General features: G+C 54.7%; 19 protein-coding genes and 1 pseudogene. 14 read left to right on the forward strand and 6 right to left on the reverse strand.

All coding sequences use genetic code 11. The annotated features are described in order from the left end of the window. The first annotated feature begins 18 nt into the window (after window positions 1–18). Both RN347_RS00075 and RN347_RS00080 read left to right on the forward strand, forming a co-directional pair. Window positions 19–939, forward strand: coding sequence for a GNAT family N-acetyltransferase (locus RN347_RS00075; protein ID WP_311959118.1), 921 nt, complete (start codon window positions 19–21; stop codon window positions 937–939). A gap of 312 nt (window positions 940–1,251) precedes the next feature. Continuing rightward, window positions 1,252–1,920: a cytochrome c5 family protein gene (locus RN347_RS00080; RefSeq protein WP_263585644.1), complete on the forward strand. Its 669-nt coding sequence runs from the start codon at window positions 1,252–1,254 to the stop codon at window positions 1,918–1,920. 85 nt (window positions 1,921–2,005) lie between these two features. On the opposite strand, the gene rep is transcribed toward RN347_RS00080, so the two are convergent. Then, entirely contained in the window at window positions 2,006–4,072 is a 2,067-nt protein-coding gene (gene rep / locus RN347_RS00085; protein WP_311959124.1) for a DNA helicase Rep, read from the reverse strand. A gap of 239 nt (window positions 4,073–4,311) precedes the next feature. Between rep and RN347_RS00090 the strand changes: the two genes are divergently transcribed. Beyond that, a complete protein-coding gene (locus tag RN347_RS00090) occupies window positions 4,312–4,779 on the forward strand; it encodes a tRNA (cytidine(34)-2'-O)-methyltransferase (protein ID WP_311959127.1) in 468 nt (155 codons plus the stop codon). On the opposite strand, the gene pyrE is transcribed toward RN347_RS00090, so the two are convergent. Next, entirely contained in the window at window positions 4,776–5,447 is a 672-nt protein-coding gene (gene pyrE / locus RN347_RS00095; protein WP_409365785.1) for an orotate phosphoribosyltransferase, read from the reverse strand. The genes RN347_RS00090 and pyrE overlap by 4 nt on opposite strands. A 131-nt stretch (window positions 5,448–5,578) precedes the next feature. On the opposite strand from pyrE, the gene RN347_RS00100 reads away from it, so the two are divergent. Continuing rightward, on the forward strand, window positions 5,579–6,346 hold the full coding sequence (locus tag RN347_RS00100; protein WP_263585640.1) for an exodeoxyribonuclease III: 768 nt from the start codon (window positions 5,579–5,581) through the stop codon (window positions 6,344–6,346). A gap of 109 nt (window positions 6,347–6,455) precedes the next feature. Here RN347_RS00100 and rph read toward each other — a convergent pair whose 3' ends face one another. Beyond that, window positions 6,456–7,193: a ribonuclease PH gene (rph, locus tag RN347_RS00105; RefSeq protein WP_311959135.1), complete on the reverse strand. Its 738-nt coding sequence runs from the start codon at window positions 7,191–7,193 to the stop codon at window positions 6,456–6,458. A gap of 126 nt (window positions 7,194–7,319) precedes the next feature. Between rph and RN347_RS00110 the strand changes: the two genes are divergently transcribed. From RN347_RS00110 to radC, 10 genes and pseudogenes are all read left to right on the forward strand, one after another. Continuing rightward, window positions 7,320–8,198: a YicC/YloC family endoribonuclease gene (locus RN347_RS00110; protein WP_311959138.1), complete on the forward strand. Its 879-nt coding sequence runs from the start codon at window positions 7,320–7,322 to the stop codon at window positions 8,196–8,198. A gap of 247 nt (window positions 8,199–8,445) precedes the next feature. Then, complete coding sequence (locus tag RN347_RS00115; protein ID WP_311959142.1) at window positions 8,446–9,666, forward strand: site-specific integrase; 1,221 nt, start codon at window positions 8,446–8,448, stop codon at window positions 9,664–9,666. A 220-nt stretch (window positions 9,667–9,886) separates the two neighbouring features. Further along, window positions 9,887–11,095, forward strand: coding sequence for a hypothetical protein (locus RN347_RS00120; protein WP_311959144.1), 1,209 nt, complete (start codon window positions 9,887–9,889; stop codon window positions 11,093–11,095). A gap of 2 nt (window positions 11,096–11,097) precedes the next feature. Further along, window positions 11,098–11,550 carry a three component ABC system middle component gene (locus tag RN347_RS00125; RefSeq protein ID WP_311959146.1) on the forward strand — a complete coding sequence of 151 codons (453 nt, stop codon included), beginning with the start codon at window positions 11,098–11,100 and terminating at the stop codon, window positions 11,548–11,550. After that, window positions 11,547–13,412 (forward strand): DUF3732 domain-containing protein, encoded by a 1,866-nt coding sequence (locus tag RN347_RS00130; protein ID WP_311959150.1) that lies wholly within the window; start codon window positions 11,547–11,549, stop codon window positions 13,410–13,412. Before RN347_RS00125 ends, RN347_RS00130 begins: the two co-directional genes overlap by 4 nt. A gap of 792 nt (window positions 13,413–14,204) precedes the next feature. After that, window positions 14,205–15,173 carry a DUF932 domain-containing protein gene (locus RN347_RS00135; RefSeq protein WP_311959152.1) on the forward strand — a complete coding sequence of 323 codons (969 nt, stop codon included), beginning with the start codon at window positions 14,205–14,207 and terminating at the stop codon, window positions 15,171–15,173. Between the two features lie 119 nt (window positions 15,174–15,292). Beyond that, complete coding sequence (locus RN347_RS00140; RefSeq protein WP_311959154.1) at window positions 15,293–15,463, forward strand: hypothetical protein; 171 nt, start codon at window positions 15,293–15,295, stop codon at window positions 15,461–15,463. Window positions 15,464–15,485: 22 nt separating this feature from the next. After that, window positions 15,486–16,241, forward strand: coding sequence for an ERF family protein (locus RN347_RS00145; RefSeq protein ID WP_311959156.1), 756 nt, complete (start codon window positions 15,486–15,488; stop codon window positions 16,239–16,241). Window positions 16,242–16,278: 37 nt separating this feature from the next. Beyond that, on the forward strand, window positions 16,279–16,890 hold the full coding sequence (locus tag RN347_RS00150; protein WP_311959158.1) for a YqaJ viral recombinase family protein: 612 nt from the start codon (window positions 16,279–16,281) through the stop codon (window positions 16,888–16,890). A gap of 88 nt (window positions 16,891–16,978) precedes the next feature. Then, a pseudogene (gene radC / locus RN347_RS00155) lies at window positions 16,979–17,476 on the forward strand (RadC family protein). 104 nt (window positions 17,477–17,580) lie between these two features. On the opposite strand, the gene RN347_RS00160 reads toward radC, so the two are convergent. From RN347_RS00160 to RN347_RS00170, 3 genes are all read right to left on the reverse strand, one after another. Beyond that, the gene (locus tag RN347_RS00160; RefSeq protein ID WP_311959160.1) at window positions 17,581–19,281 is read right to left on the reverse strand and encodes a DUF262 domain-containing HNH endonuclease family protein; all 1,701 of its coding nucleotides are present in this window, start codon (window positions 19,279–19,281) and stop codon (window positions 17,581–17,583) included. Window positions 19,282–20,314: 1,033 nt separating this feature from the next. Then, complete coding sequence (locus tag RN347_RS00165) at window positions 20,315–20,839, reverse strand: DUF4411 family protein (protein WP_311959162.1); 525 nt, start codon at window positions 20,837–20,839, stop codon at window positions 20,315–20,317. Further along, window positions 20,839–22,011 (reverse strand): XRE family transcriptional regulator, encoded by a 1,173-nt coding sequence (locus tag RN347_RS00170; RefSeq protein WP_311959164.1) that lies wholly within the window; start codon window positions 22,009–22,011, stop codon window positions 20,839–20,841. The genes RN347_RS00165 and RN347_RS00170 overlap by 1 nt, the downstream gene beginning before the upstream one ends. Window positions 22,012–22,092: the final 81 nt, after the last annotated feature.

The following is a 22,092-nucleotide window of genomic DNA, read 5'->3' on the forward strand; positions in this document are numbered from 1 at the left end:
TACGTCGGAGAAGCTAACATGCCATGTCACGAAGCGTTCGACCACTATTGCGTGTGCGCGTGCCCTTTCAAGCAGCGCCGCGAAGCGCTCTTGAAGCTCGGTGCGGTGACAGACCCGTCCTGTCAGGCCGACCTGCAGCGCGCGTTACAGCGGATGAAGCATGCACCGGACAGCGACTGGCAGGGGCTTCGCGTCGTCAAACGAGACGCTCACATCGAGACGGCGCTATGGATCGAGCCCATGGAGGGGGCCATCGCTCGGCTCTGGCTACCCGGTGTTCAGCACGCGTGTGTGGGCGCGCTTTTGAGAGATGCCCGTCAGTCGATCGACGAGCAGGGAGTCGCACTTTGCCACGTGGCGCTTGCGGCAGGTGACAGACACTGGGAGCCGGTGCTTGTAAGAAGCGCCATGGAGCGCTTGGCTACGCTTTGGCACTTGAACGTCACGCTTTCAACGCTGCCAGCAATGCCAGAAACAACACCGGAAACACTCGAGGTAGCTCCATTCGACGCGCTTAACCGCGAACAGCAGCTTGGCTTGTTACAAGGCGTCAGCGACGGCTCGCTCGACTGTCCGGCGCTGCTCGAGGCGCTGCCGATACGAACGCTACTGTCGGGATTTTACGCCGGGGCTCCCGATGCCCCCAGGCACTGGTATCGCATTCTTCACGATGGCGAAACGGCGGGTGTGCTGCTGCTGGCACCGCAAGGCCCCGCGCGCTGGGAGCTTCAGCTGATGGGGTTATTGCCGGGCTTACGCGGTCGAGGGCTTGGCCGGGCGCTTTTAGAGCGGGCGATGCGGCTGGCGTTTCAGGCTGGCGCCCGTGAGCTTTGTCTAACCGTCGATGCGCAGAACGCCCCGGCCGTCAGGCTTTACCTCGATGCCGGGTTCGAGCGTGAAAGCGAGCAATGGCTTTATGCGTGGCGTCAGCCTTCGTAATCGCGGCAAACGGTCGTTGAAAAACGCCTTTTTACTCTATACTGAGGGCGTTCGCACAAGGACGACTGTTCAATTCATGGAGGAACGCTGGTGAAAATCATTCTCGGTATTATCGTATTTATCTTCCTCGTCGGTTTGTTGACGCTAACGGGCGTGTTCAAGCTCATCTTCTGACGGTGTCGGCGTGGGCTTGACGTTCGAGCCAGCCATCGGTCGCGACGCACTAGCGCTCGCGATCATTTCCCCCTTTTTCTTCACGCCCCGACGTGGCTTTCGGCCGGTCGGGGCGATGTGTCATACAAGGAGTCCACGGTGAGCGTCAGGCGCGTAGCGGCAGTAGTGTTCGGCGTTTTATCAAGCGTCGCCGTGGCCGGTGAGACCGGAGAGGGCGAGGCGGTCTATGACCGGCTCTGCATGGCGTGTCACCAAACCGGCGTGGCCGGCGCGCCGATCCGCGGCGAAAGCGATCACTGGACGGCGCGCCTGGAGCAGGACGTCGAGACGCTGGTGCAGCACGCCATCGACGGCATCGGCGCCATGCCGCCCCGCGGCGGCAATCCCAACCTGACCGACGACGAGATACGTGCGGCCACGCACTATCTGATCGAGCCGGTCATGGCGACGCCGGCTGAAAAGAGCGAGGCGTTTGATGAGAGTGTCGAGGGCGAGACGCCGCTACCGGTTGCTGACGATGCCGAGTCTGACACCGAAAGCGAAGGCTCAAGCGTCGATCACCGCCGTCTCGACGGCGAGGCGCTTTACGTTCGCGCGCGCTGCGCCACCTGCCACGCCACCGGTATCGCCCGCTCGCCGAAACTGGGTGACGCAAGCGCCTGGCGGGAGCGGCTGGCGCAGGGGCGTGAGACGCTCTATCAAAGTGTGATCCTGGGCAAGGGCGTGATGCCACCCCGGGGCGCGAGCACCGCCAGCGACGACGAGCTCAAGGCGATGGTGGACTACATGATCGAGCGCGTCCGCTAACGCGCCCATTCAAGCCATCCACAGCCGCTCGGCTCGGTCCGGCTGTGGATAACTCGATATTCACCCGATTTTATCGTGCGCGTATCTAGCCCAGCAGCGAGCGCAGCCCGGCGATCGCATCCTTGCCGCGTGCCTGTTTCTTGTCCGGGTCTTCCTTGTCGGCGCGCCCCTCCCATTCGAGGTCGTCGGCGGGCAGCTCGTCGAGAAAGCGGCTCGGCTGGCAGTCCATCAGCTCGCCGTACGCCTTGCGCTGGCGGGCCAGCGTCATGGTCAGCGTACGCCGGGCACGGGTGATACCCACGTAGGCCAGGCGGCGCTCCTCCTCGACGGTGCCGACCTCGATGGCGTTGCGGTGGGGTAGCAGATCCTCTTCGAGCCCCATCAGGTAGACGTGGGGAAACTCCAAACCTTTCGAGGCGTGCATGGTGAGTAGCTGCACGCGGTCGGAGTCGTCCTCCTCGGCCTGCTGCTCGAGAATATCGCGCAGCACCAGCCGCGAGATGGCCGCTTCGACGCCGTCGGTTTCTGTTGCCGTCGAGTCGTCGTCCTCTTCCGGGTCGCGATTGAGCGACTTCTCGAGCTGGTCGATCAAGATCCACACGTTGGCCATGCGGCGCTCGGCGATGGTCGGGGCGCTGGCGTTCTGGTAGAGCCAGGCCTCGTAATCCATGTCGCGCAGCATGTCGCGAATGGCGGCGATGGCATCGCCCTGGTCCATGCGCTTTCTGACCCCTTCGATGAAGTGGGTAAAGCGCCCCAGACGCTCCACCGCCCGGGTCGGCAGCACCTGCTCCAGGCCCAATTCGCGGCAGGCGTTGAACAGCGAAATGGCGCGGCCGGAGGCCTGGTCGTTGGCGTAGTTGGCGAGCTTTTCGAGCGTGCCGGGGCCGATCTCGCGGCGCGGCACGTTGACGATGCGCAAGAAGGCGTTGTCGTCCGCCGGGTTGATCAGAAGGCGCAGGTAGGCCATGGCGTCCTTGATCTCGTTGCGCGAGAAAAACGAGGTGCCGCCGGAGAGCTTGTAGGGAATCTGGTAGTGCTGGAGCTTGAGCTCCAAAAGCCTGGCCTGAAAATTGCCCCGGTAGAGTACCGCGAAGTCGCGCCACTCCGCTTTCTCCTTGATGCGCCGGGTGAGCATTTCGCTCGCCACCCGCTCCGCCTCGGCCTCCTCGTGGCGGTTGACTACCACGCGGATCGGCGCGCCGTCGCCCATCTCCGACCAGAGCGTCTTGTCGTAGACGTGGGGGTTATTGGCAATCAGCGTGTTCGCCGCGCGCAGGATGGTACCGGTGGAGCGATAGTTCTGCTCGAGCTTGATGACGTTCAAGCGGGGAAAATCCTCGCCCAGCGTCACCAGGTTCTCCGGGCGCGCGCCGCGCCAGGCGTAGATCGACTGGTCGTCGTCGCCGACCACGGTGAAGGTGGCGCGCTCGGCCATCAAAAGCTTCACTAAAAGATACTGCGAGACGTTGGTGTCCTGATACTCGTCCACCAGCATGTAGTGGATCTTGCGCCGCCAGCGCGCCAGCGCCTCTGCGTCGTTTTGCAAAAGCACTACCGGCAGCAGAATCAGGTCGTCGAAATCCACCGCGTTGTAGGCTTTCAAATGGCGCATGTAGGCTTCATACACCCGCGCGGCGAACTGCTCGTCCTCGTCTTCGGCGTGGGATAGCGCCTGGCCTGGCAGCACCAGATCGTTTTTCCAGGTGGAGATCTTCGCCTGCACCGCGTTGATCTGCTCGGCATCGACCTGGGCGTCCTTGTTCATCAGATCGCGCAAGAGCGCCTTGGCGTCTTCCGGGTCAAACAGCGAAAAGCCCGGCTTGTAGCCCAACGTTTTCAGTTCGCCACGAATGATGTTGAGCCCCAGGGTGTGGAAGGTGGAGACGGTCAGCCCGTGGCCCTCCTTACCCTTGAGCATCTGGCCGACCCGCTCTTTCATCTCGCGGGCGGCCTTGTTGGTGAAGGTGACCGCGGCGATTCGCCGCGCGCTCATGCCGCACTCCTGCACGAGATAGGCGATCTTGGTGGTGATCACGCTGGTCTTGCCCGAGCCTGCGCCGGCCAGTACCAGGCAGGGGCCGTCGATATATCGAACCGCCTCTTGCTGTCGCGGGTTGAGGCCTTTGATGCGGCTGAGAATAGAGGACATGATCACTACCTGAGAGGAAAGCGGGACGCTTTGGCCGTATCATACAGGCCGGCAAGACGAAGGCGAAACCGGTGAATAAAAGTGGCTGGTAGCGTCTAAAAAATCTTTTATAGCATTAGACCAAAGTTCTATAAGAGCTTGTATAATACGCGGCCGCTAACGGCGCCACGCCCGGGCCTGCCGCGTTGAGCCTGCCCCGGCCTAACCCCTTGGCCGGCGCAGCACGCAAAGGAAGAGGCATGTTTGAAGTAGCGCTTTTCGAGCCGCGCATGGCGCCCAATACGGGCAACATCATGCGCCTGGTGGCCAATAACGGCTGTCGGCTGCATTTGATCGAGCCGTTGGGCTTCGATCTCGAGGAGAAGAAGCTTCGCCGCGCGGGGCTCGACTATCGGGACCTGGCCAACGTGACGCGCCACGCCAATTTCGCCGCCTTTGTCGAGGCGATGGCCGGCCGCCGGGTCTGGGCGATCACCACGAAAGGCGTCAAGGCGCACAGCGAGGCCGCCTTTGCCCCGGGGGACGTGCTGCTGTTCGGCTCGGAAACCGGCGGGCTCTCAGCGGATGTCCACGCCGCGATCGACGATGCCCAAAAGCTTCGGATCCCCATGCAGCCCAACAACCGCAGTCTCAATCTCTCCAACGCCGTCGCGGTGGTGAGTTACGAGGCCTGGCGCCAGCAGGGCTACCAGGGCGCCGGCAATTAGGCGGCGGTGACGCCGTAGCGGTCGCGGTAGGCGCGCACCGCCTCGGCGTAGGCGAGCATCTCGCCGCCGGCATGCTCTTCGAGATATTCAAGTACCTGCTCGAGCGTGACGATACTAACGACGGGCATGCCGTAGTCGGCGGTGACTTCCTGCAGCGCGCTCTTCTCGCCCTGGCCGCGCTCCTGGCGATCCAGCGCGATGATGACGCCGGCGGCGCGGGCGCTTTGAGCCTCGATCAGCGTCATCACCTCGCGAATGGCGGTACCGGCGGTGATCACATCGTCGATGATCAGAATGTCGCCGGCTAGCGGTGCGCCGACGATGTTGCCGCCCTCGCCGTGGGCCTTCGCTTCCTTGCGATTGAAGGCGTAGGGCATGTCCCGATCAAAATGGTCGGCAAGCGCCGCGGCGGTCACGGCGGCCAAAGGAATGCCCTTGTAGGCCGGGCCGAAGAGCACATCGGCGCGAAGGTCGCTGTCCATGATCGCCTGGGCGTAGAAGCGGCCGAGTTTGGCCAAGGCGCGCCCGGTTTGAAAAAGACCGGCGTTGAAGAAATAGGGGCTGACACGCCCGGACTTGAGCGTGAACTCGCCGAATTTGAGTACGCCCTGTTCGATGGCGAAGGCAATGAAGTCGCGCTGATAGGATTTGAGAGTCGAAGTCACAATGATCGTCTCTTGAGTCGAAAGTGAGTGAAAGTAACCGATTTGATCAGGTAACACGCCTGATTGAGGCTGCCTATTTACCCAAACGTCGAAACGTCGGGTATCATACCGCAGCGACGCAAAAGGGACGATTTATGAAAATTGCCAGCATTAATGTCAATGGTATACGCGATGCCGTCGACCGAGGCTTCCTGGACTGGCTGGCTCAGCAGGATGTCGACGTGGTCTGCGTGCAGAATCTCAAGGCCAAGAGCTTCGAACTGGGCGACCATATCCTCTATCCGGAAGGCTTCGAAGGCTATTTTCTCGATGCCGAAGAGGACGGCTTCTCCGGCGTGGGCCTTTATTGTCGTAAGATTCCCAAGGCGATCATGTACGGGCTGGGCTTTCCCCAGTGCGACCACGAAGGGCGCTTTTTGCAGGCGGACTATGACCGCTTCAGCATCGCCACGTTTTTGATGCCCGACGGCTCGGACCAAAAGGCCAAGCACGCCTTCATGGAGCAGTACCAGGAGTACCTGACCAAGATGTCGCGCAAGCGCCGCGAGTACATCATCTGCGGGACCTGGCACATCGCCCACAAGACCGTCGATCTGGCCAACTGGTCCGATAACCAGCTCACCTCCGGCTTTCGCCCGGAAGAGCGCGCCTGGATGGACCAGGTGCTCGGCCCGACCGGTTTCATCGACACTTTCCGCGAAATCAACCGCGACGCCGGCGAATACACCTGGTGGCCGAAGCTCGACCAGGACGTTCCTCGCGACCGCCAGGAAGGTTGGCGCATCGATTACCAGCTGGTCGGCCCGAACTTTCGCCGCCACGTGGTCGACGCCTGGATCGACTATGACGCCACCTTCTCCGAGTACGCGCCGCTGATCGTCGAGTACGATCTCGCGCTTTAAGCGAAGACGGCTTCCCGCGTCGCCTTTAGCGAGCCGTTCGCAAAAAGGCCAGCATCATGCTGGCCTTTGGCGTTTCTACACGTTGACGTTTCTACATGGGCGCAGCCGATCAGCCGCGAATGCCCAGTGCCTCGCGCTGATGCTCGAGCAGCTCGGCGCCAGCCTTCTCGGCCAGATCCAGCATGGCGTTGAGTTCGTGGCGGCTGAAGGCTTTGGTCTCGGCGGTGCCCTGCACCTCGATCAGCTCACCGCTTTCCGTCATCACCACGTTCAGATCGGTGTCGGCCTTGCTGTCTTCCGGGTAGTCCAGATCCAGCACCGCCGACCCCTTGAAGATGCCCACCGAAATCGCGCTCACCATCTGTTTGAACGGGTCGCCCTTGATCTTTTTCTCGCGCTGAAGAAAACGGATCGCATCCACCAGCGCCACGCAGCCGCCGGTGATCGCCGCGGTGCGGGTGCCGCCGTCGGCCTGGATCACGTCGCAATCCACGGTGATGGTGAACTCGCCGAGCTTCTTGAGATCCACCGCCGCGCGCAGGCTGCGCCCGATCAGCCGCTGGATCTCGAGCGTGCGTCCGCCCTGCTTGCCGCGGCTGGCTTCACGGCCGCCTCGCGTGTGGGTGGCGCGGGGCAGCATGCCGTACTCGGCGGTGACCCAGCCCTGGTGCTTGCCGCGCAGCCAGCGCGGCACGCCCGCCTCGACGCTTGCGTTACACAGCACTTTGGTATCGCCGAACTCCACCAGCACCGAGCCCTCGGCGTGGCGGGTATAGTCACGGGTCAGGCGAATATCGCGCAGCTGGTCGGCCTCGCGGCCGCTGGGGCGAACAACATCGGGACGCATGGCACCTCTCAATTGCGCGTGAGCGCGCAGAATTCATGAAAGGCGCCCATTGTACACGTCCTGACCGCCTAAACCCGCCCACCTCAGGTAGACTGGCGCAAATGCGCTCTCACAAGGATGACCCCAATGGCCGCTACTCACCGCGTACACAGCATGACCGCGTTTTCCCGGGCCGAAGAAGCCAGCGCCATCGGCACCCTGCAGATCGAAATCCGCTCCGTGAACCAGCGCTACCTGGACCTGCATTTTCGCCTGCCGGAGGCGCTGCGCGATCTCGAGCCCGCCCTGCGCGAAGCGCTCAGGCAGCGCCTGGCCCGCGGCAAGGTAGAGTGCACTCTGCGCTTCGAAAGCGCCGAGGAGGCCCAGGCGCCCAGTGTCGACGAGGCGCAACTGGCAGAAATCGCCAATGCGTTGGCGACGATCAACGCCCGGATCCCCGGCGCCCGCGCGCCCACCACGCTCGAGTTGTTGAATTACCCCGGCGTCCTGCAAACCCGTCATCTCGATCAGGATTTGATCAAGGCGCGGGCACTCGCGCTGTTCGACCAGGCACTGTTGGATCTGATCGACGCCCGCGCCCGTGAAGGCGACAAGCTCGGCGAGATGATCGCGTCACGGCTCGACGCGGTCAGCGAACAGGTCAATCAGGTACGCGGCTTTCTTCCACAAATTCTCGAGCGTCAGCGCGCGCTACTGCTCGAGCGGCTGGAGGCCGCCCGCACCGAGCTTGACCCCCAGCGGCTGGAAGCGGAGCTGGTCATAGTGGCGCAAAAGGCGGACGTCGATGAAGAGCTCGACCGCCTCGACACCCACGTCGATGAGGTGCGCCGCCAGCTCACCCAAAAGGGCCCCCAGGGACGCCGGCTCGACTTTCTGATGCAGGAGCTCAACCGCGAAGCCAACACGCTGTCGTCGAAATCGGTGGTCGCCGACACCACTCGATGCGCGGTGGAATTGAAGGTGCTGATCGAGCAGATGCGTGAGCAGATTCAGAATATTGAGTAGTATCTATGACTTTCTATGTTTGTATATAAGTTTCTGATTTTTAATTTTTAAAAATCAAGTGTTGTCTATGCTTGTTTACCAGAATCCATCCTAAGCCACCAAAAATCGGGTAGTAAAATGGGTAGTAAAATGACATGCTACCCATCAATGAGGCATAACTGCGTGAAATTACTACCCATTATGTTCGTAAAGTATTGATATTAAATAGGAAAATATAAAAATATTTAAGCGTTAGCGGAGGGGGAGGATGGGAAGCTTTACTGCCAAGAAGGTCCAGTCACTGATCAGAGAAGCCAAGCCAGGGCGTTATGGTGATGGCAACGGCTTGTACTTGATGATCCCCAGAGCAGGTACTGCCTACTGGATGTGCCGCTATACGTTTGCGGGCAAGCGCCGTGGCATGACACTGGGTAAATGCTCTCACCTCTCCCTAGCTGAAGCTCGTGAACAAGTAGTGGAAACCCAGAAGGTGATTCGTAGCGGTACGGACCCTCTTACGGAGCGAAAACGTGAAGAAAAGATAACCATCAGCACGGTTCAGGATCTGTTTGACGATTGGTATCAGGAGCTCGAGAGGCGCCTCAAACACCCCAATATCCCTAAACGCGTATTTGAAAGGGATATTGCTCCTGCCATCGGTATTATGACATTGGATAGCGTTACACCTATGGATGTACGTGCCATCGTCAGGAAAGTGACCAACAGTGGTCGCCCTACGATTGCAAATGATGCCTTGATGTATTTAAAACAGCTATTTAATCATGGCATCAAGCTGGGGCTTGTTACCTATAATCCTGCTTCTGCTTTCAACGTCAACGATGCGGGCGGAGTCGAGAAAAGCCGCGATAGAGCACTGAGCATTGATGAGCTCAGCTATGTTTTTGCAGTGTTCAAGGAAAATCGCACTAGCTTTACGCGTGACAACTATCTCGCTTGTGCACTGCTTGTCGTGCTGGGAGTTCGCAAAACAGAGCTCACAGAGGCCAAGTGGTCAGAGTTCGATATAAGCAATGAAAAATGGAATTTACCAGGTGAACGCAGTAAATCGGGATTTGGAATTGCGATTCCTCTGCCGCCACAAGCTATCGCTTGGCTGGAGGAGTTAAAGATTCGGGCTTGTGGTTCACCTTATGTGTTTCCTAGCCGTCGCAGCAGCAAGCAACCGTATATGGGCAAGGACACACTTAATCGCGCCATTGCGAAGTTGTTCGGTAAGGAACCAGGCAAAAAACTACAACCTGAGAACCGAATGGGCGATATTGCCGAATTCACTGTCCATGACCTTCGACGTACCTGTCGCAGCTTGTTGGCTGCAGAAGGTGTGCCGGGCCATGTTGCTGAGCGCTGTCTTAATCACAAGCTCAAGGGTGTGGAGGGTGTTTACGACCGGTATGACTATTACGAAGAACGCAAACAGGCTCTGATTAAGGTGGCAGACTTGGTTGCGTCTATCATTGATGCCGATTGATAAAACCATGAATTCAACACGACTCTCTAATCAGATACAGGCTTGGAGCAACGGGTGTATCGAGTTTATCTTGCGTGGCAACAAGCATTTTGCAAGTTATTCTTAAGCTGGTTAAGCTGTCATTGGGCTACTCGTTGCACGCGAAAGAATCCGACGCACAGCACTTTTTCGCGCGGCAAAGCGGCTTAAACCAAGGTTTCAGCAGTCGAGCGAGAATGGCATGAATCATTCAGACAAAATAGCAGCGGACAAGACATCGCTTGGTTTTGAATTTCAAGATTTTGTTTATATTGAAAAGCTTATCGAGCTTAAACCTGGACAAACATTGGGCCTTGAGCTTCACGACGATATTCATGTAGAAACTTCTGCAGGTGGCGCATGTCTCGAAGATCTTCTACTTATCCAAGTCAAGCACTCTGTCGACCCTGGTAACATTACGGACCGAGATATTGATCTTTGGAAGACTATCCACAATTGGCTCAAGCTCGTACCGGATCTGCCGCCTCACCGGGCACTTAGATTTCAACTGTACACGAACAAGAGCCTCAATAAACAAGAATTTGTTAGCTTGCTAAAAAAATCGCACAAGAACATCCCGGCCATCCTCAAATATATAAGAAAGACGGAAAAAGAAATATCTAAAGTGGAATCAACAAAGGGAGCTGGAGGTTCGCCCAATCCGCTTGCAAAATATGTGAAATCGGTTGCGCAGGCAAGCGATGCAGAACTCAGGTTTATTTTCGAAAGATTTGAATTTCACTCTGATAAATCCTATGTCATTAATAGGTTATCTTCCTCTTTGCGACACCTTGCAGTCCCCGAATCTTGCTTAGATGAAACCAGAAAACACGTGATTGGCGCGTTCAAGGAATCGAAATTCTCAAGAATTATTGAAGGTGAAAAAGTCGTCATAAATTTCGACGATTTCCGAAATGAAATGGGCTTTGACAGAATTATCAGATCTGCTCGGTCGGAACCCGCCGATTTCGATAGTTTTGTGGATATCTACTACAAATATCAACGGCCGGATAAGCTATCTTTCAGTAATAGCAAGTTTCATGATCAACTAAAAGACATCGGCATCGGTGATGAAGAAATCATTGATAAAGGAGTTGAAATGATGCTAGCGGAGAAGTTTATGGAGTCTCTCCAAGAGGATGGCTCGTTCAGTGAGAGCGAGAACTTAAGATTGGAAAATAAAGCTGTTTCTAACTGGAAGCTCATACATAATCAATCGCATAGAAGTACAAAAGAGGATGATGAAGCGGCGCATCAGCAGGCATCGCAGAGCTGCTACGACCAAACGATGCGTAATCCCTTGAAAATTGGTGATATAGAACTTCCGAGCAATTTAAGTTGCGGAAAATACATCAAGCTCTCCAACCTCCCTAGCATCGGGTGGCGTAAAAACTGGAATAGAAAATTTTAAAAATGAATCGCTTGTCTCAAAACGAATTGATCGGCGCGGTCGCTATCCAAAGTGCGCTGGAAAACTCAACAGAGTGTCGCTTGTCACTAGCCAAAGCGATGCTGGTTTTGCCCTTACTTTTTGATAGGGCAGTCCGGTCAGTACTGAAAAGAAAAAACAGTGTCGTGTTGAGCAGCAAGGATCTCCTGATTTCCAACCCACCTGCTTTTATTACGGTACGTGCAAGATACGAGGATCTAACCATTACTTCTTTGAATACAATACTTCTCGCACAGGAGCTGGGTATGGCGACACTAAAAGGCGATTACTTAGTGCTCAATAAGCAGATATTTCTTCAGAATAACCCCGAAATTGGAAAAATCGCATTAGATATTTTGGCAGCTGGACCCAAGCTTGGCCTAATCCTTAGCGAGGCCACTGCTGATCTCTATCAAACATTTAGGATTGAGTTGTGAGCAATATTCAAATTTCAAATATTGTCCTTTGGCAGAAGAACGGGATTAAACGTAAGCTTGATTTTTTGCATAATAAAGTTAATGTAATAACTGGAGATTCAGGTAAAGGAAAGTCATCGATACTATTCATCATTGATTATTGTTTACTAGCGACTGAAACCACTGGTATATCGAAAACAAACATCGACTCAAAAGTAGACTGGTACGGCATCAAGATTTCCGTCGATGGAAAAGAGCTTGTCATAGCAAGGCCCTCTGAGAGCAATGGAGCGACGGACCAAGCGTATTTCAGCGAAAATGGTGTCATCCCGTCGCTGCCCGTACTAAATGTTCGGATTGACAATCTAAAGACAGTTCTGAGCGACGCTTTTGGTATCGATACCGACTTGCGAGTACCTTACGGAGGACGATACATCAAAGCTGGATCGAAGGTTTCGTTCCGGAATTTCCTCGCTTACAGCTACCAAGACCAAAACACTATCGTCGCACCGGACCATTTATATATTCGACCGGCCGACGGGCGATATCAAGAAGCTATAGAACGAACGTTCCGAATGGCCATTGGAGCGGAAAATGTGGACACAGCACTTTCACGAAATCGCCTAGCAGAATTGGAGAGAAAGAAAACTATTCAGGCGAGAAAAAATGATTCTTATGCAAAGACCGCAAATGCATTTTCTGAAGAGGTCGAGGCTCTATCCAGTGAGGCATATTCGCTCGGTATGATCGGGCGCATTCCTAGATCGTATGAAGATAGTTACGCAGTACTCCATGAACTGATTCAAACACCTGAGACCCCAAGCGCTTACAAACCTGAAATTGAGCGGATCGAGCGTGAGATTTTCAGCTTGACTGCGAAAAACCGTCAGTTGCAGGCATTCATCGACGATAAGCCTGCATACACAAGTGCGTTAAAAAAAACCGAGGAGTCGCTCAAGCCTGTCAGCGTGTTCAATTCGCAACCCAATGATATATTCCCTTCCCAACTCGCCAATGAAATCATCGCCAAATTACAGCGTGAGCTTTCAGAGATCAAATCTTCATTGCGTAGCCGTAAGAGCTTTCCATTCCTCGAAGAAGTAAGAGTTATACATGCACAGAACGACAATAAAATCCGAGCACTTAAAGATGAGTTGTCCGCGATTGAAAACATAAAACCGATTCGATATAACCCTAGAGATTATTATCGCTACTTGGGTCGTCTGGAAGCAAAGCTTGAGGTCTATCGTCAAACCGAAGACCGTGTTATTCATGGACCACAAGATGACTTCGACGCTGCCATTGCCGACCTACAGTGGATCGTTGATCAGAACGAGGAAAAAAGTACTCTAGCCAAGCAGAAATTGAATCACTTGATCAACAAGCGGCTCACGAAACTACCGCTGAAAGGTTACGATAATTTCTCTGCTTACTATTACGAGAAAGAAAAACTGATCCACTTACATTCTCCCGATCTGACAACATTAGAAAAAATGCCAGATGTGGGCAGTGCCTCAAACTATCTTTATCTCCACGTGTCCTATTTTCTTGGAATACATGAGATCGCCAAGACAAGGCAGGTCCCATGGGTTCCCTCTTTCTTAGTATTCGATCAAGTAAGCACTCCTTACTTCTCAAGTGAGGGAAAACCTAACGATGATATCCGCAGCTTGGACAAGGTTTTGTCGGAATTAAACCAGTTTGTCATCGATATGGACGAACGCGGTGGGTTTCAGATCATCTTGTTAGAACATATCGATAAGGAACACTGGTCCTCGCTCAAGCTGGACCGGTTCCACCTTGTAGACAAGGAGCTCCGCGGCGACTACGGCCTGATTCTTGAGACTCCGGGCGATGAAACTCGGGCAGAGCCGGAGCAATAGAATTCATAAAGCTTGCTGATGTCTCAGTACCATATATTGACTCTTAATGGTAGATGCTCGGAGTTCAAATATCGTACAGTTTTGAGTCCCATTGTCTGCTGACTTAGTGGGTTTTATTTTCGTCAGCTTGCCTCTTGGAAAGATCTTATCTTTAGGGGCCTGATAGTGTACTTACAATAACGTGAGAGATTTTCTATTCCTAGAATGCAAGATAAAAATTGCTCTTGAATCAGTAATGAAGAATGTAGCATGAATATTTAAACTAACTTAGGAGTATCGCTCGGTTCGTCAATCATTTTGAAACCTATATCACTCCCATGAACCCACCACAGGGATCGCTTCCCTGACCATAGGAGTGCCGCTTATGCCACCACCCTGCTTTAAATGTGCTGAAACGCGCATGCTCAACCTTGATACCGCTCAACGGGTCGGTGCCACTGGGAGTTGCCTGATTGGCGGGGCGATCGGTGCCTGGCGATCAGCCGCCGTCACGAGGCCTTTGTCGATAGCCACCTCGCGCTTTCCGCTCGCCAAACTGCCCATCGCGATGATGGGCGCCATTGCCGGAGGCCAGTCGGGGGCGCGGGTAGCTGCCCTGTTCTTCTCGCAATGGCTGCCGCCCGGTGAAGGCACCCCGTGGCTCTGCCTATCGTGCGGGCATATCTTTCGCCAACCCTTTCCTCCCCTGGCACCCGCACGCTGATACATCGCTTTACGGCGATACACCTTATTCACCACCCACCCATGCGCTGGCAGCTGTGTCAGCGCTTTTTTATGTCTGGAGAATGACCCATGGCACATCTCGTTGAACAAATGGCTTACGTAGGCGCTACCCCTTGGCATGGCCTGGGGCAGCAACTGACCCGTCATCAACCGCTGGAGGTCTGGCAACAACAGGCCGGTATGAACTGGCACATTGAAGAGGCCCCGGTGCGCTTTATTGCCGAAGGCGCAAGTCACCTGGGCAGCATTCATTCTTTCCCTGAGCAAAAGGTGCTCTACCGTTCGGACAACAAGGCACCGCTCTCCGTGGTATCGCAGCGCTACAAGGTGGTGCAGCCGGAAGAGATCCTGGAGTTTTACCGTGACCTGACCGAGTACGCGGGGTATGAGCTGGAAACAGCGGGGGTGCTCAAGGGTGGTCGCAAGTTCTGGGCCCTGGCGCGCAGTGGCTTGAGCACATCGCTGCAAGGCCAGGATGAGGTGAACGACTACCTGCTGCTGGCTACCTCGTGTGATGGCACCCTGGCGACTATGGCGACACCTACCACGGTACGGGTGGTGTGCAACAACACATTGCAGATCGCCGTTGATGGTACATCGCAGGCGGTGAAGGTTCCCCACCGGTCGGAGTTTGACCCGCGGGCCGTCAAGCGACAGCTGGGCATTTCCGTATTCCAGTGGAATGACTTCATGTACCGCATGAAGGCCCTGTCGGAACGCAAGATCGACCACCGCGAAGCGCAGCAGTACCTGCAGTCGGTGATTTGCGGGGCCGAAAAGCCTCTGGATGATCCTTCCAAGCTGCCGAACTGCCGGGCACTGAATAAAGTGCAGAAGCTTTATAGCGGCGAAGGTCGGGGCTCGCATCTGGTCACCGCCAAGGACACCGCCTGGGGCCTGCTCAATGCGGTCACCGAGTATGTCGATCACGAAAAACGGGCGCGTAGCAACGATACCCGACTGGATTCCGCGTGGTTCGGTCAAGGGGCGCAGTTGAAGCAAGAGGCGCTACAAACGGCCCTTGCCTTGGTGAGCTGACATGCTGTTTCTGATCATTTTACTGCTGATTTTCTTAGTTTTTGTCTTACCCCTCATTGGATAGCCCAAAAAGCCCAGCCCTAACAGGCTGGGCTTTTTACTTGTACGTGGAGCACACCATGGCCTCTCTTAGCCCTGATTTAGATATCGCATTAACCCAACTGACGGAACGACTGCTCACCCAGGATCAAACCTTTGCCCAGACCTACGTCATGGCCAAGGGCCAGCTGTATCGCACCGAGCTGCGCTTATGTCCTGTTCATCCTAGTGAGCTTCCCTCCGATCTTTAAACCTTATTGAAGGAGTTTTTCCATGGCAACTAACGCTGATGTGGTAAATCAAGAGTCTGACACCTCTTTCTTACAAGCCGTCCCCGCAGAATCCACCGCTAATCTCTCTGAAAGCACGGCCATTATCCAGGTCATTGAGCGGGCTGCGCTGAACCCGGACGTCGACATCGACAAGATGGAGCGTTTGCTGCAGATGCAGGAGCGGGTGATGGATCGCCAGGCCATGATGGCCTATAGCGCGGCCATGGCAGCGATGCAGACCGAACTGCCCAGCATCGAGGAGCGCGGGCAAACCAACAACGGCTTCTACGCCACCCTGGAGGATATCGTCGATACCGTACGCCCGATCATGCAGAAGCATGGCTTTGCGGTGAGCTTTCGTATTCAGACGCAGGAACGTGGCATTCAGATCACCGGCGTCCTGATGCACAAGGACGGTCACCGTGAAGAAACCAGCATGCTGCTACCCGCCGATATCAGCGGTAACAAGAACGCGGTTCAGGCGTTTGGCTCCTCCACCAGCTACGGCAAGCGATATGTGCTGTGCGCCCTGCTCAATATCACCACCCGCGGCCAGGACGATAACGGCAATGCTAGTACTAAAGCGGGCATCAAGACAGTGACGGCGTTTCAGGCGGGACAGATCCAGCGGCTGATCAGCCAGTGCCCGGCGACCACCCAGGAGTGGTTTAGCGGCAAGTACGGGTCTGCCGTGCAGGTGCCCTATAGCGACTTCGACAAGCTACGGGCGTCCCTCACCAAACGGGCCAATAAGTAATAGGCATTATCCCCCTATCTAAACCAAGGAGGCGACCATGCAGATCCTCAACATGGCGCAAGGCTCTCCCGAGTGGCTGGCGGCGCGTTTGGGGCGCGTCACCATGTCGGAGCTCAAGACCTTGCTGGTCAACGGCAAGGGCCCTGGTGGATTCGGTGCCGAGGCCATTACCTACATGCACCAGTTGATGGGCGAACGGATGACCGGTGAATTGGCCGAGCCGTTTCAGGGCAATGCCCATACCCGGCGTGGTCATAAACTGGAAGGGGTGGCCCGTTCGCTCTACGTCAATGCATCCGGCGAGCCGAGCCCGCAGGAAGTGGGCATCATCCTCAACCATGACGTGGGCTATTCGCCCGACAGCCTGGTGGGAGCTAACGGGCTGCTGGAAATCAAGACCAAACTGCCCAAGTTCCAGATCGAGGTGCTGTTAAGCGGGGAGATTCCGGCAGAGCACGTTGCGCAGTGCCAGGGCGGCTTATGGGTCAGCGAGCGAGAATGGATCGACTTTGTAAGCTATTGGCCGGGCATGCCGCTGTTTATCAAGCGGGCCTACCGCGACGACATCATGATTCGCACCATTGCCGAGCGCGTCGAGACTTTCCATGAAGAGATGGAGCGGCGTATCAGCCAAGTGATGGTGGCATGAGCCAATCTCATCATCGACGAACCATCTATCACATAGCGATATAGACGCCGGAGCCATCACCCCGGCGTTTTCTTTTTTGGAGACAACCATGACCCACAGCAAACTCAAGGCCGGTGAAGTGGCAGGCACTTACCATGTTGTAGAACCGGTGACCGAAGCCGACATCATCAACCTCGCCAAAGGCTTTGCACGACGAAAGCTTGCCAGAGGCTGCAAGATCACCCAGCCGTCACAAGCGTTTGAGCACTTGCGGCTGCTGCTTCAGGACTACGAGCACGAGGTGTTCAGCGTGCTGTTTCTCGACACATAGCACCGCGTCATACGCTTCGAGGAAATGTTTCGGGGTACCATCGACGCTGCCAGCGTTTACCCGCGTGAAGTGCTGAAGTCGGCGCTGGCCTATAACGCCGCTGCCGTCATTCTGGTGCATAACCACCCCAGTGGTGACCCAGAGCCCAGTGACTCAGACCTGCGTATTACTGAGCAGCTCAAGGAAATGCTTGGGCTAGTCGAAATCCGGGTCATCGACCACATCGTAGTCGGTGGCGACCAGACTGTGTCATTGGCGGAACGTGGAGACCTGTAGGTATAAGGGCCTGATCATGTCAAATCGCCGGTGCTGCCCTTAGAGGCGGCACCAGCATACCAGCGAAATCTTATTTTTTAGATTGTGAGGCTAGCTATGGGCTTTCAGGGCACCAGATCCCCCCAGTAAAGTTCGGCCCATTCGATCAGCTTTTGCTCACGCTCTTCTATTTGATCCAGCGTCCACTTGCTGTATTTGTCTGCCAACTCGCGGGTGATAGCTAGGCCAGTCTGAGCATATTCCGTCTGTTTTTCGTCATAAGGTTTGCGTCCCACACGGCTATTCACTGCCGGTGGTATTACTACCAAGTTACCGAGCCAATGTTGAATGCCCTGCTGTGCAGGAGTGGCTTGGTCGTAAAGGTCCTGCCATGCAGAGTTCTGCTCCGGATTCTGAGGCAGGATATGTTCTATGGAGCGCACAGCGCTGTCGCTCCAGATCTTGTCCCAAGCAACGGCGCTCGGCTTATAACCATGTTCAGCTTCTAACCACCGCTCACGGGCGTAGAAGAAATAGCGCAATTCCTCTTCCCATCCTTCGTAGCAGTTGGCTTGTCGCAATTCGGTAACGGCTCTATCGGCACTAAATTCACCGCTGCCCAAATCAATTAATGCCTGCATGGCATCCTTGTAAGCTGCCGCATTGCCTTCAGAAGCATACACCTGACAGGCCAGGCGTACGTAGTCGCCCACACGGGTTCGTGAGTCACGACCGCACATGCCATAGATTCTGAAGCTGACGTGTTCCCACTGAGTCAAGAGACGCTCGCGATGGGTACCTTCGAAGCGAAGGGTTATTGCCACCGCCAGGAGGCGAGCGTGAGCGATTTTAGTGACTGCGGCCTTCTGCTGGTCGTGTAGTAAGCTATCTAGCGCCCTAGCCACTTTCTGCAAGAACCGCGAGAGCTCCAATGTCTCTATTGGACGGTTTGCCGCTCGCTTACGGAATGTATCCAATGCATCGCTGTTGGAGAGAGTGCGACTGGTATGGTCATGCGTGATCAGGGTAGCAGCAAAACGTAGAGATTCTGAGCTCAGCCCCTGACGCAGGCCGATACACTCGTAGATACGTTGCCAAATATCGTGGAGTTCCTGAACCATTTCCTGCTGATTGGCCGCGTGCTCAAAAGCAATACCCATCAGTACCGCCTTGCAGCGGTCTAGCCAAGCCACTTCTAGCCCGCGGGTGTTGAGCACTTCGAACACCGTATAGACCAGTTTCTCGTCATGGAGCTGGTAGTAGACGAAGCGCAGCTTGTTTTTGATGAGCGCCAGGAGCTCTAGCAGCGTTGCGCCTGTCGTGGCCGACCAGCTGGCCACAAAGGATTCCACCTCGGCAATTGCCTCGATTATGTTTCGCTCAGCGAGGGTATCAGCGGTCTCTACCTCAGGCCGCTTTCCGTAGCGCACGTAGTTAATGAAATGATCGTTGTAGTCGTGGTTGGTCTGCAGCAGTACCAAGGTGTGGGCGTCACCTTTGACGAGCAACTTTTCCAGTGTAGGTTCAGAGAGTTGTCGTGAAATCGCCCGCAGTAGTAAAACCAGCGTAGTAAGGCGCTGCTGTCCATCTACAATGTCGATTTGCTGATATTCATCAGAACCCAGCAGATAAGGCCCATTATCAACTCCCACCACCGTTGCCATAAAGTGGAACTCCTGGCGCTTCTGGTACAGGGTACGCAGATCGTTGAAGAGGTCGCGCCGATGCTCAGTCTGCCAGCTGTAGGGGCGCTGGTAGGGAGGAATACGGAACAGCCTGCTATGCAACAGGTCGTTGAGCTTGAGGTTCTGTGGATCCATGTACATTAGATATCCTCGTTGGGAGAAGCAACCACGTTAGCAACGATAGTGCAATTGGACTGCCACTATGAGATGTCTGTTAGGTCTCGGCGTCCTTGGCATAGTTAGGATAAAGTGTTGCCTTGCCTTTTTTGTTAAAGGCACTCTCGTTCATATCAAAATTTTTTGCCTAAATTTGTGGCCAAAGATAAGGGGGGGTGGCTCTTTTGGGGAGAGTCAGGTGTTCTAATGCTTCATATTGAACGCCATATTTACCGCCATCGGCCTAGTCGTTGATAACACTCGTTTTCCGGTAGCCAGGCACCCGCTTCCAGCATCGTTTCTAAAGCATCGGCCAGCTGGCATGGAGCAAGAAGCGCATGGGCTTCCAGTTCATCCAGGATCCAAAGTACACCACGAACCTCTAGCTGGCTTTTCTGACCTGATTTCTGAATCGCCCTGGATAAGCATGTTTCCTGAATTCTGGTCACCGTAGCTAAGCTCGGGCACTTCTTCCATCAAGCGATAAGGCACCTTTTCAGCGGCGCGTACGTCTTCGTCTCGGGTCAACCATCGCAGTATGGGCATGTGTACTCGTGTGTTCCTTAGCAGCGTGTTACTTGGGCTCGGCTCATGGCCACATAATAACCTCTGTACCTTGCAACTCCCATATGCGCTATAACTGATCCTTGGTTGGTATCCGACAGCTCCTGTCTATGCTGCTTCAGCTCCCAGCGCCTAGTTTTTCCTAAGGCGCCCCAACCGTATTGGGGTCTAGGGTTCAGTCGGCCCGCGGACGTTCTAGATATTTCCAGCAATGGCACGAGGAGAAGGAAGGGTTACTAGCTTATTCTACATTTCTTGAACGGCATAATTAGCCGCCAGCGGCATGTGGCCTGTATTCAGATAGAGTGCGACAGGTGCAAGCACCTTTCTAACCTAGGCTATCAAAAGCCGCGGGAGTTTGCGGATGCGGCGAGAAAATGTGCTTGTACTGTTTTGCCGAGAAAATTGACTGGCGACCATGCCGTAGCAATGGTTACTCAAGCTGTAGCCGACACTAAATACTGTCACGCCAATTAGTGCGGAAGTCCAATGTGCGCAATAGCTCATAGACGTTACAGCACCGGACTCCCATATCAGCGCATACATCAGGAACTTTACGATTCTTGCGACGTGCTGAGGGTTTAGGAATCTCATTGGATACCACCACCCTGTTGGCTGGATCGCGAAGGGCATGGGCGATTAAAAATGGATCTTTACCAACCTTTTCAAGCTCGATCTCATCGAGGTCTGATCCATAACCACCGTCTAGAACTCTGTTCAATAGCTCTACATCAAATTCTTCTTTTAAAACAAGTATTTCACGTATATCTCGGCTTTTGGCCCAGTTGGCATGCTGTGCTTTTATACCGCCTTTGATCTCATCAATTATCTCAAGCGGCATGCAGATAGAACCGTTACCAGCATGAAACTCAAGCCAGCGCCAAAATTCTGGCACTCTTTCCATATGGTAGTAATAATCGTGGGCGTGAATGATGATATTAGCGTCGAGAAGAAACAGCTCTTTTTGTTCGTCTGGCATTAAAATCCTACCATTTCAGCGACATTACCTGGGTTAACTCCCAGAACCCGACCTGCCTTGGTCTCAGTTAGAACGCCATCCTGCAGCGAACGACGAACAAGGCTGATAAGAGCGCCCCCTGCGCGATGGCGCTGCGTATTATAGAAATTTCCACTTGAGCCAGACTCGCCTTCCTTCGATTTAGCCTTGCTGTTCAGCCACAATTCACGAAGCTCAGTGCTAGCCCGCTCCCATTGAGCTTGGTTGAGCAGATTGCTACGGAACAGCCGGTAAGCAACCAGTGAAGCGCTAACATTGAGGTCTCTGGCCTCCCGCTGCAGCGCTAGGACAAAAGTCTCTTCCGACCGTATGGCAGCTTCATAGACCTCGCGCACCTCATCTGCTGAGATTAGGATGTGGCTAGCGACATCGTTGCAGTAACGCTCAATTTTGTGTTCGTGCGTTTGGGCGCTGATACCAGTTTTCCCCAGCCACAGATGTGCCACTTCATGAAGCAGGGTGAAGCACCAGGCTGATTTGGAGTCGTTCTGGTTGATTACTACGAAGGGCGCGATAGGATCAGAGAGAGCGAAGCCGCGAAAGGCCTCGGTATTGATTGAAGAATGATGACTGCCCAAGTCCCCAATGAGCAACACATATATCCCTTTGGTCTCGATTTTCTCTCGGAGATAGTTGAACGCCTCGTGGGCATCTCTTCTTCTGCGATATGCGGCAATATCAATGCCAAAATAGTCGCTTACTGCCAAGCAGGCACTGGCTACGTCTGAAGTGACTTGTCCTTTACCTACAAAATCGACAACCATGTCCTCCTCGGTGTCAATAAGCGCATCTTTAACTAGTGATTGGCGAAGGTAAATGTCACGAACAAGAGCGCTTACGCTACCTTGATGCTCATCTCGCTTCGCCTCAGGAAGACGACGGAAGTCTTCGCCCAACGAGGCGCTACGAGGCGGAGTAGGCAGGAAAAAAGTTATGAAAGGCCTATGGTAATGCTTAACCATTTTCATCAATTGAGGCTGAGTGGGTGAACGGTCACCCGCTTCATACGCTGCCAACATTTCTGAGCCGGTCAATTTCTTTCCGCCGAGGGCTAGTTTGCTAGCCGCCTCCTCGAGGCTTAGGCCAGCAGTTTCTCGAGCCCACTTGAGAATTTCTGGGTTTGCTTTGGCCATGTCTAGTCCTAACCCCACCGGTATTTCGAGTGCCAGTGCGCATATAGTGAATTAATTAGCTTAGCTCTCTAGAATAGAGGA

This window comes from Halomonas sp. PAMB 3264, from assembly GCF_031954245.1.
Lineage (GTDB): Bacteria > Pseudomonadota > Gammaproteobacteria > Pseudomonadales > Halomonadaceae > Vreelandella.

Coding starts and splice junctions, on each gene's coding strand:
- rph (WP_311959135.1), bottom strand. CDS start 7,193: ATGCGTCCCGATGTTGTTCGCCCCAGCGGCCGCGAGGCCGACCAGCTG.
- RN347_RS00120 (WP_311959144.1), top strand. CDS start 9,887: ATGAATCATTCAGACAAAATAGCAGCGGACAAGACATCGCTTGGTTTT.
- RN347_RS00165 (WP_311959162.1), bottom strand. CDS start 20,839: ATGCCAGACGAACAAAAAGAGCTGTTTCTTCTCGACGCTAATATCATC.
- RN347_RS00150 (WP_311959158.1), top strand. CDS start 16,279: ATGCAGATCCTCAACATGGCGCAAGGCTCTCCCGAGTGGCTGGCGGCG.
- RN347_RS00145 (WP_311959156.1), top strand. CDS start 15,486: ATGGCAACTAACGCTGATGTGGTAAATCAAGAGTCTGACACCTCTTTC.
- RN347_RS00110 (WP_311959138.1), top strand. CDS start 7,320: ATGGCCGCTACTCACCGCGTACACAGCATGACCGCGTTTTCCCGGGCC.
- RN347_RS00090 (WP_311959127.1), top strand. CDS start 4,312: ATGTTTGAAGTAGCGCTTTTCGAGCCGCGCATGGCGCCCAATACGGGC.
- RN347_RS00170 (WP_311959164.1), bottom strand. CDS start 22,011: ATGGCCAAAGCAAACCCAGAAATTCTCAAGTGGGCTCGAGAAACTGCT.
- rep (WP_311959124.1), bottom strand. CDS start 4,072: ATGTCCTCTATTCTCAGCCGCATCAAAGGCCTCAACCCGCGACAGCAA.
- RN347_RS00135 (WP_311959152.1), top strand. CDS start 14,205: ATGGCACATCTCGTTGAACAAATGGCTTACGTAGGCGCTACCCCTTGG.
- RN347_RS00140 (WP_311959154.1), top strand. CDS start 15,293: ATGGCCTCTCTTAGCCCTGATTTAGATATCGCATTAACCCAACTGACG.
- RN347_RS00100 (WP_263585640.1), top strand. CDS start 5,579: ATGAAAATTGCCAGCATTAATGTCAATGGTATACGCGATGCCGTCGAC.
- RN347_RS00125 (WP_311959146.1), top strand. CDS start 11,098: ATGAATCGCTTGTCTCAAAACGAATTGATCGGCGCGGTCGCTATCCAA.
- RN347_RS00160 (WP_311959160.1), bottom strand. CDS start 19,281: ATGTACATGGATCCACAGAACCTCAAGCTCAACGACCTGTTGCATAGC.
- RN347_RS00075 (WP_311959118.1), top strand. CDS start 19: ATGCCATGTCACGAAGCGTTCGACCACTATTGCGTGTGCGCGTGCCCT.
- RN347_RS00115 (WP_311959142.1), top strand. CDS start 8,446: ATGGGAAGCTTTACTGCCAAGAAGGTCCAGTCACTGATCAGAGAAGCC.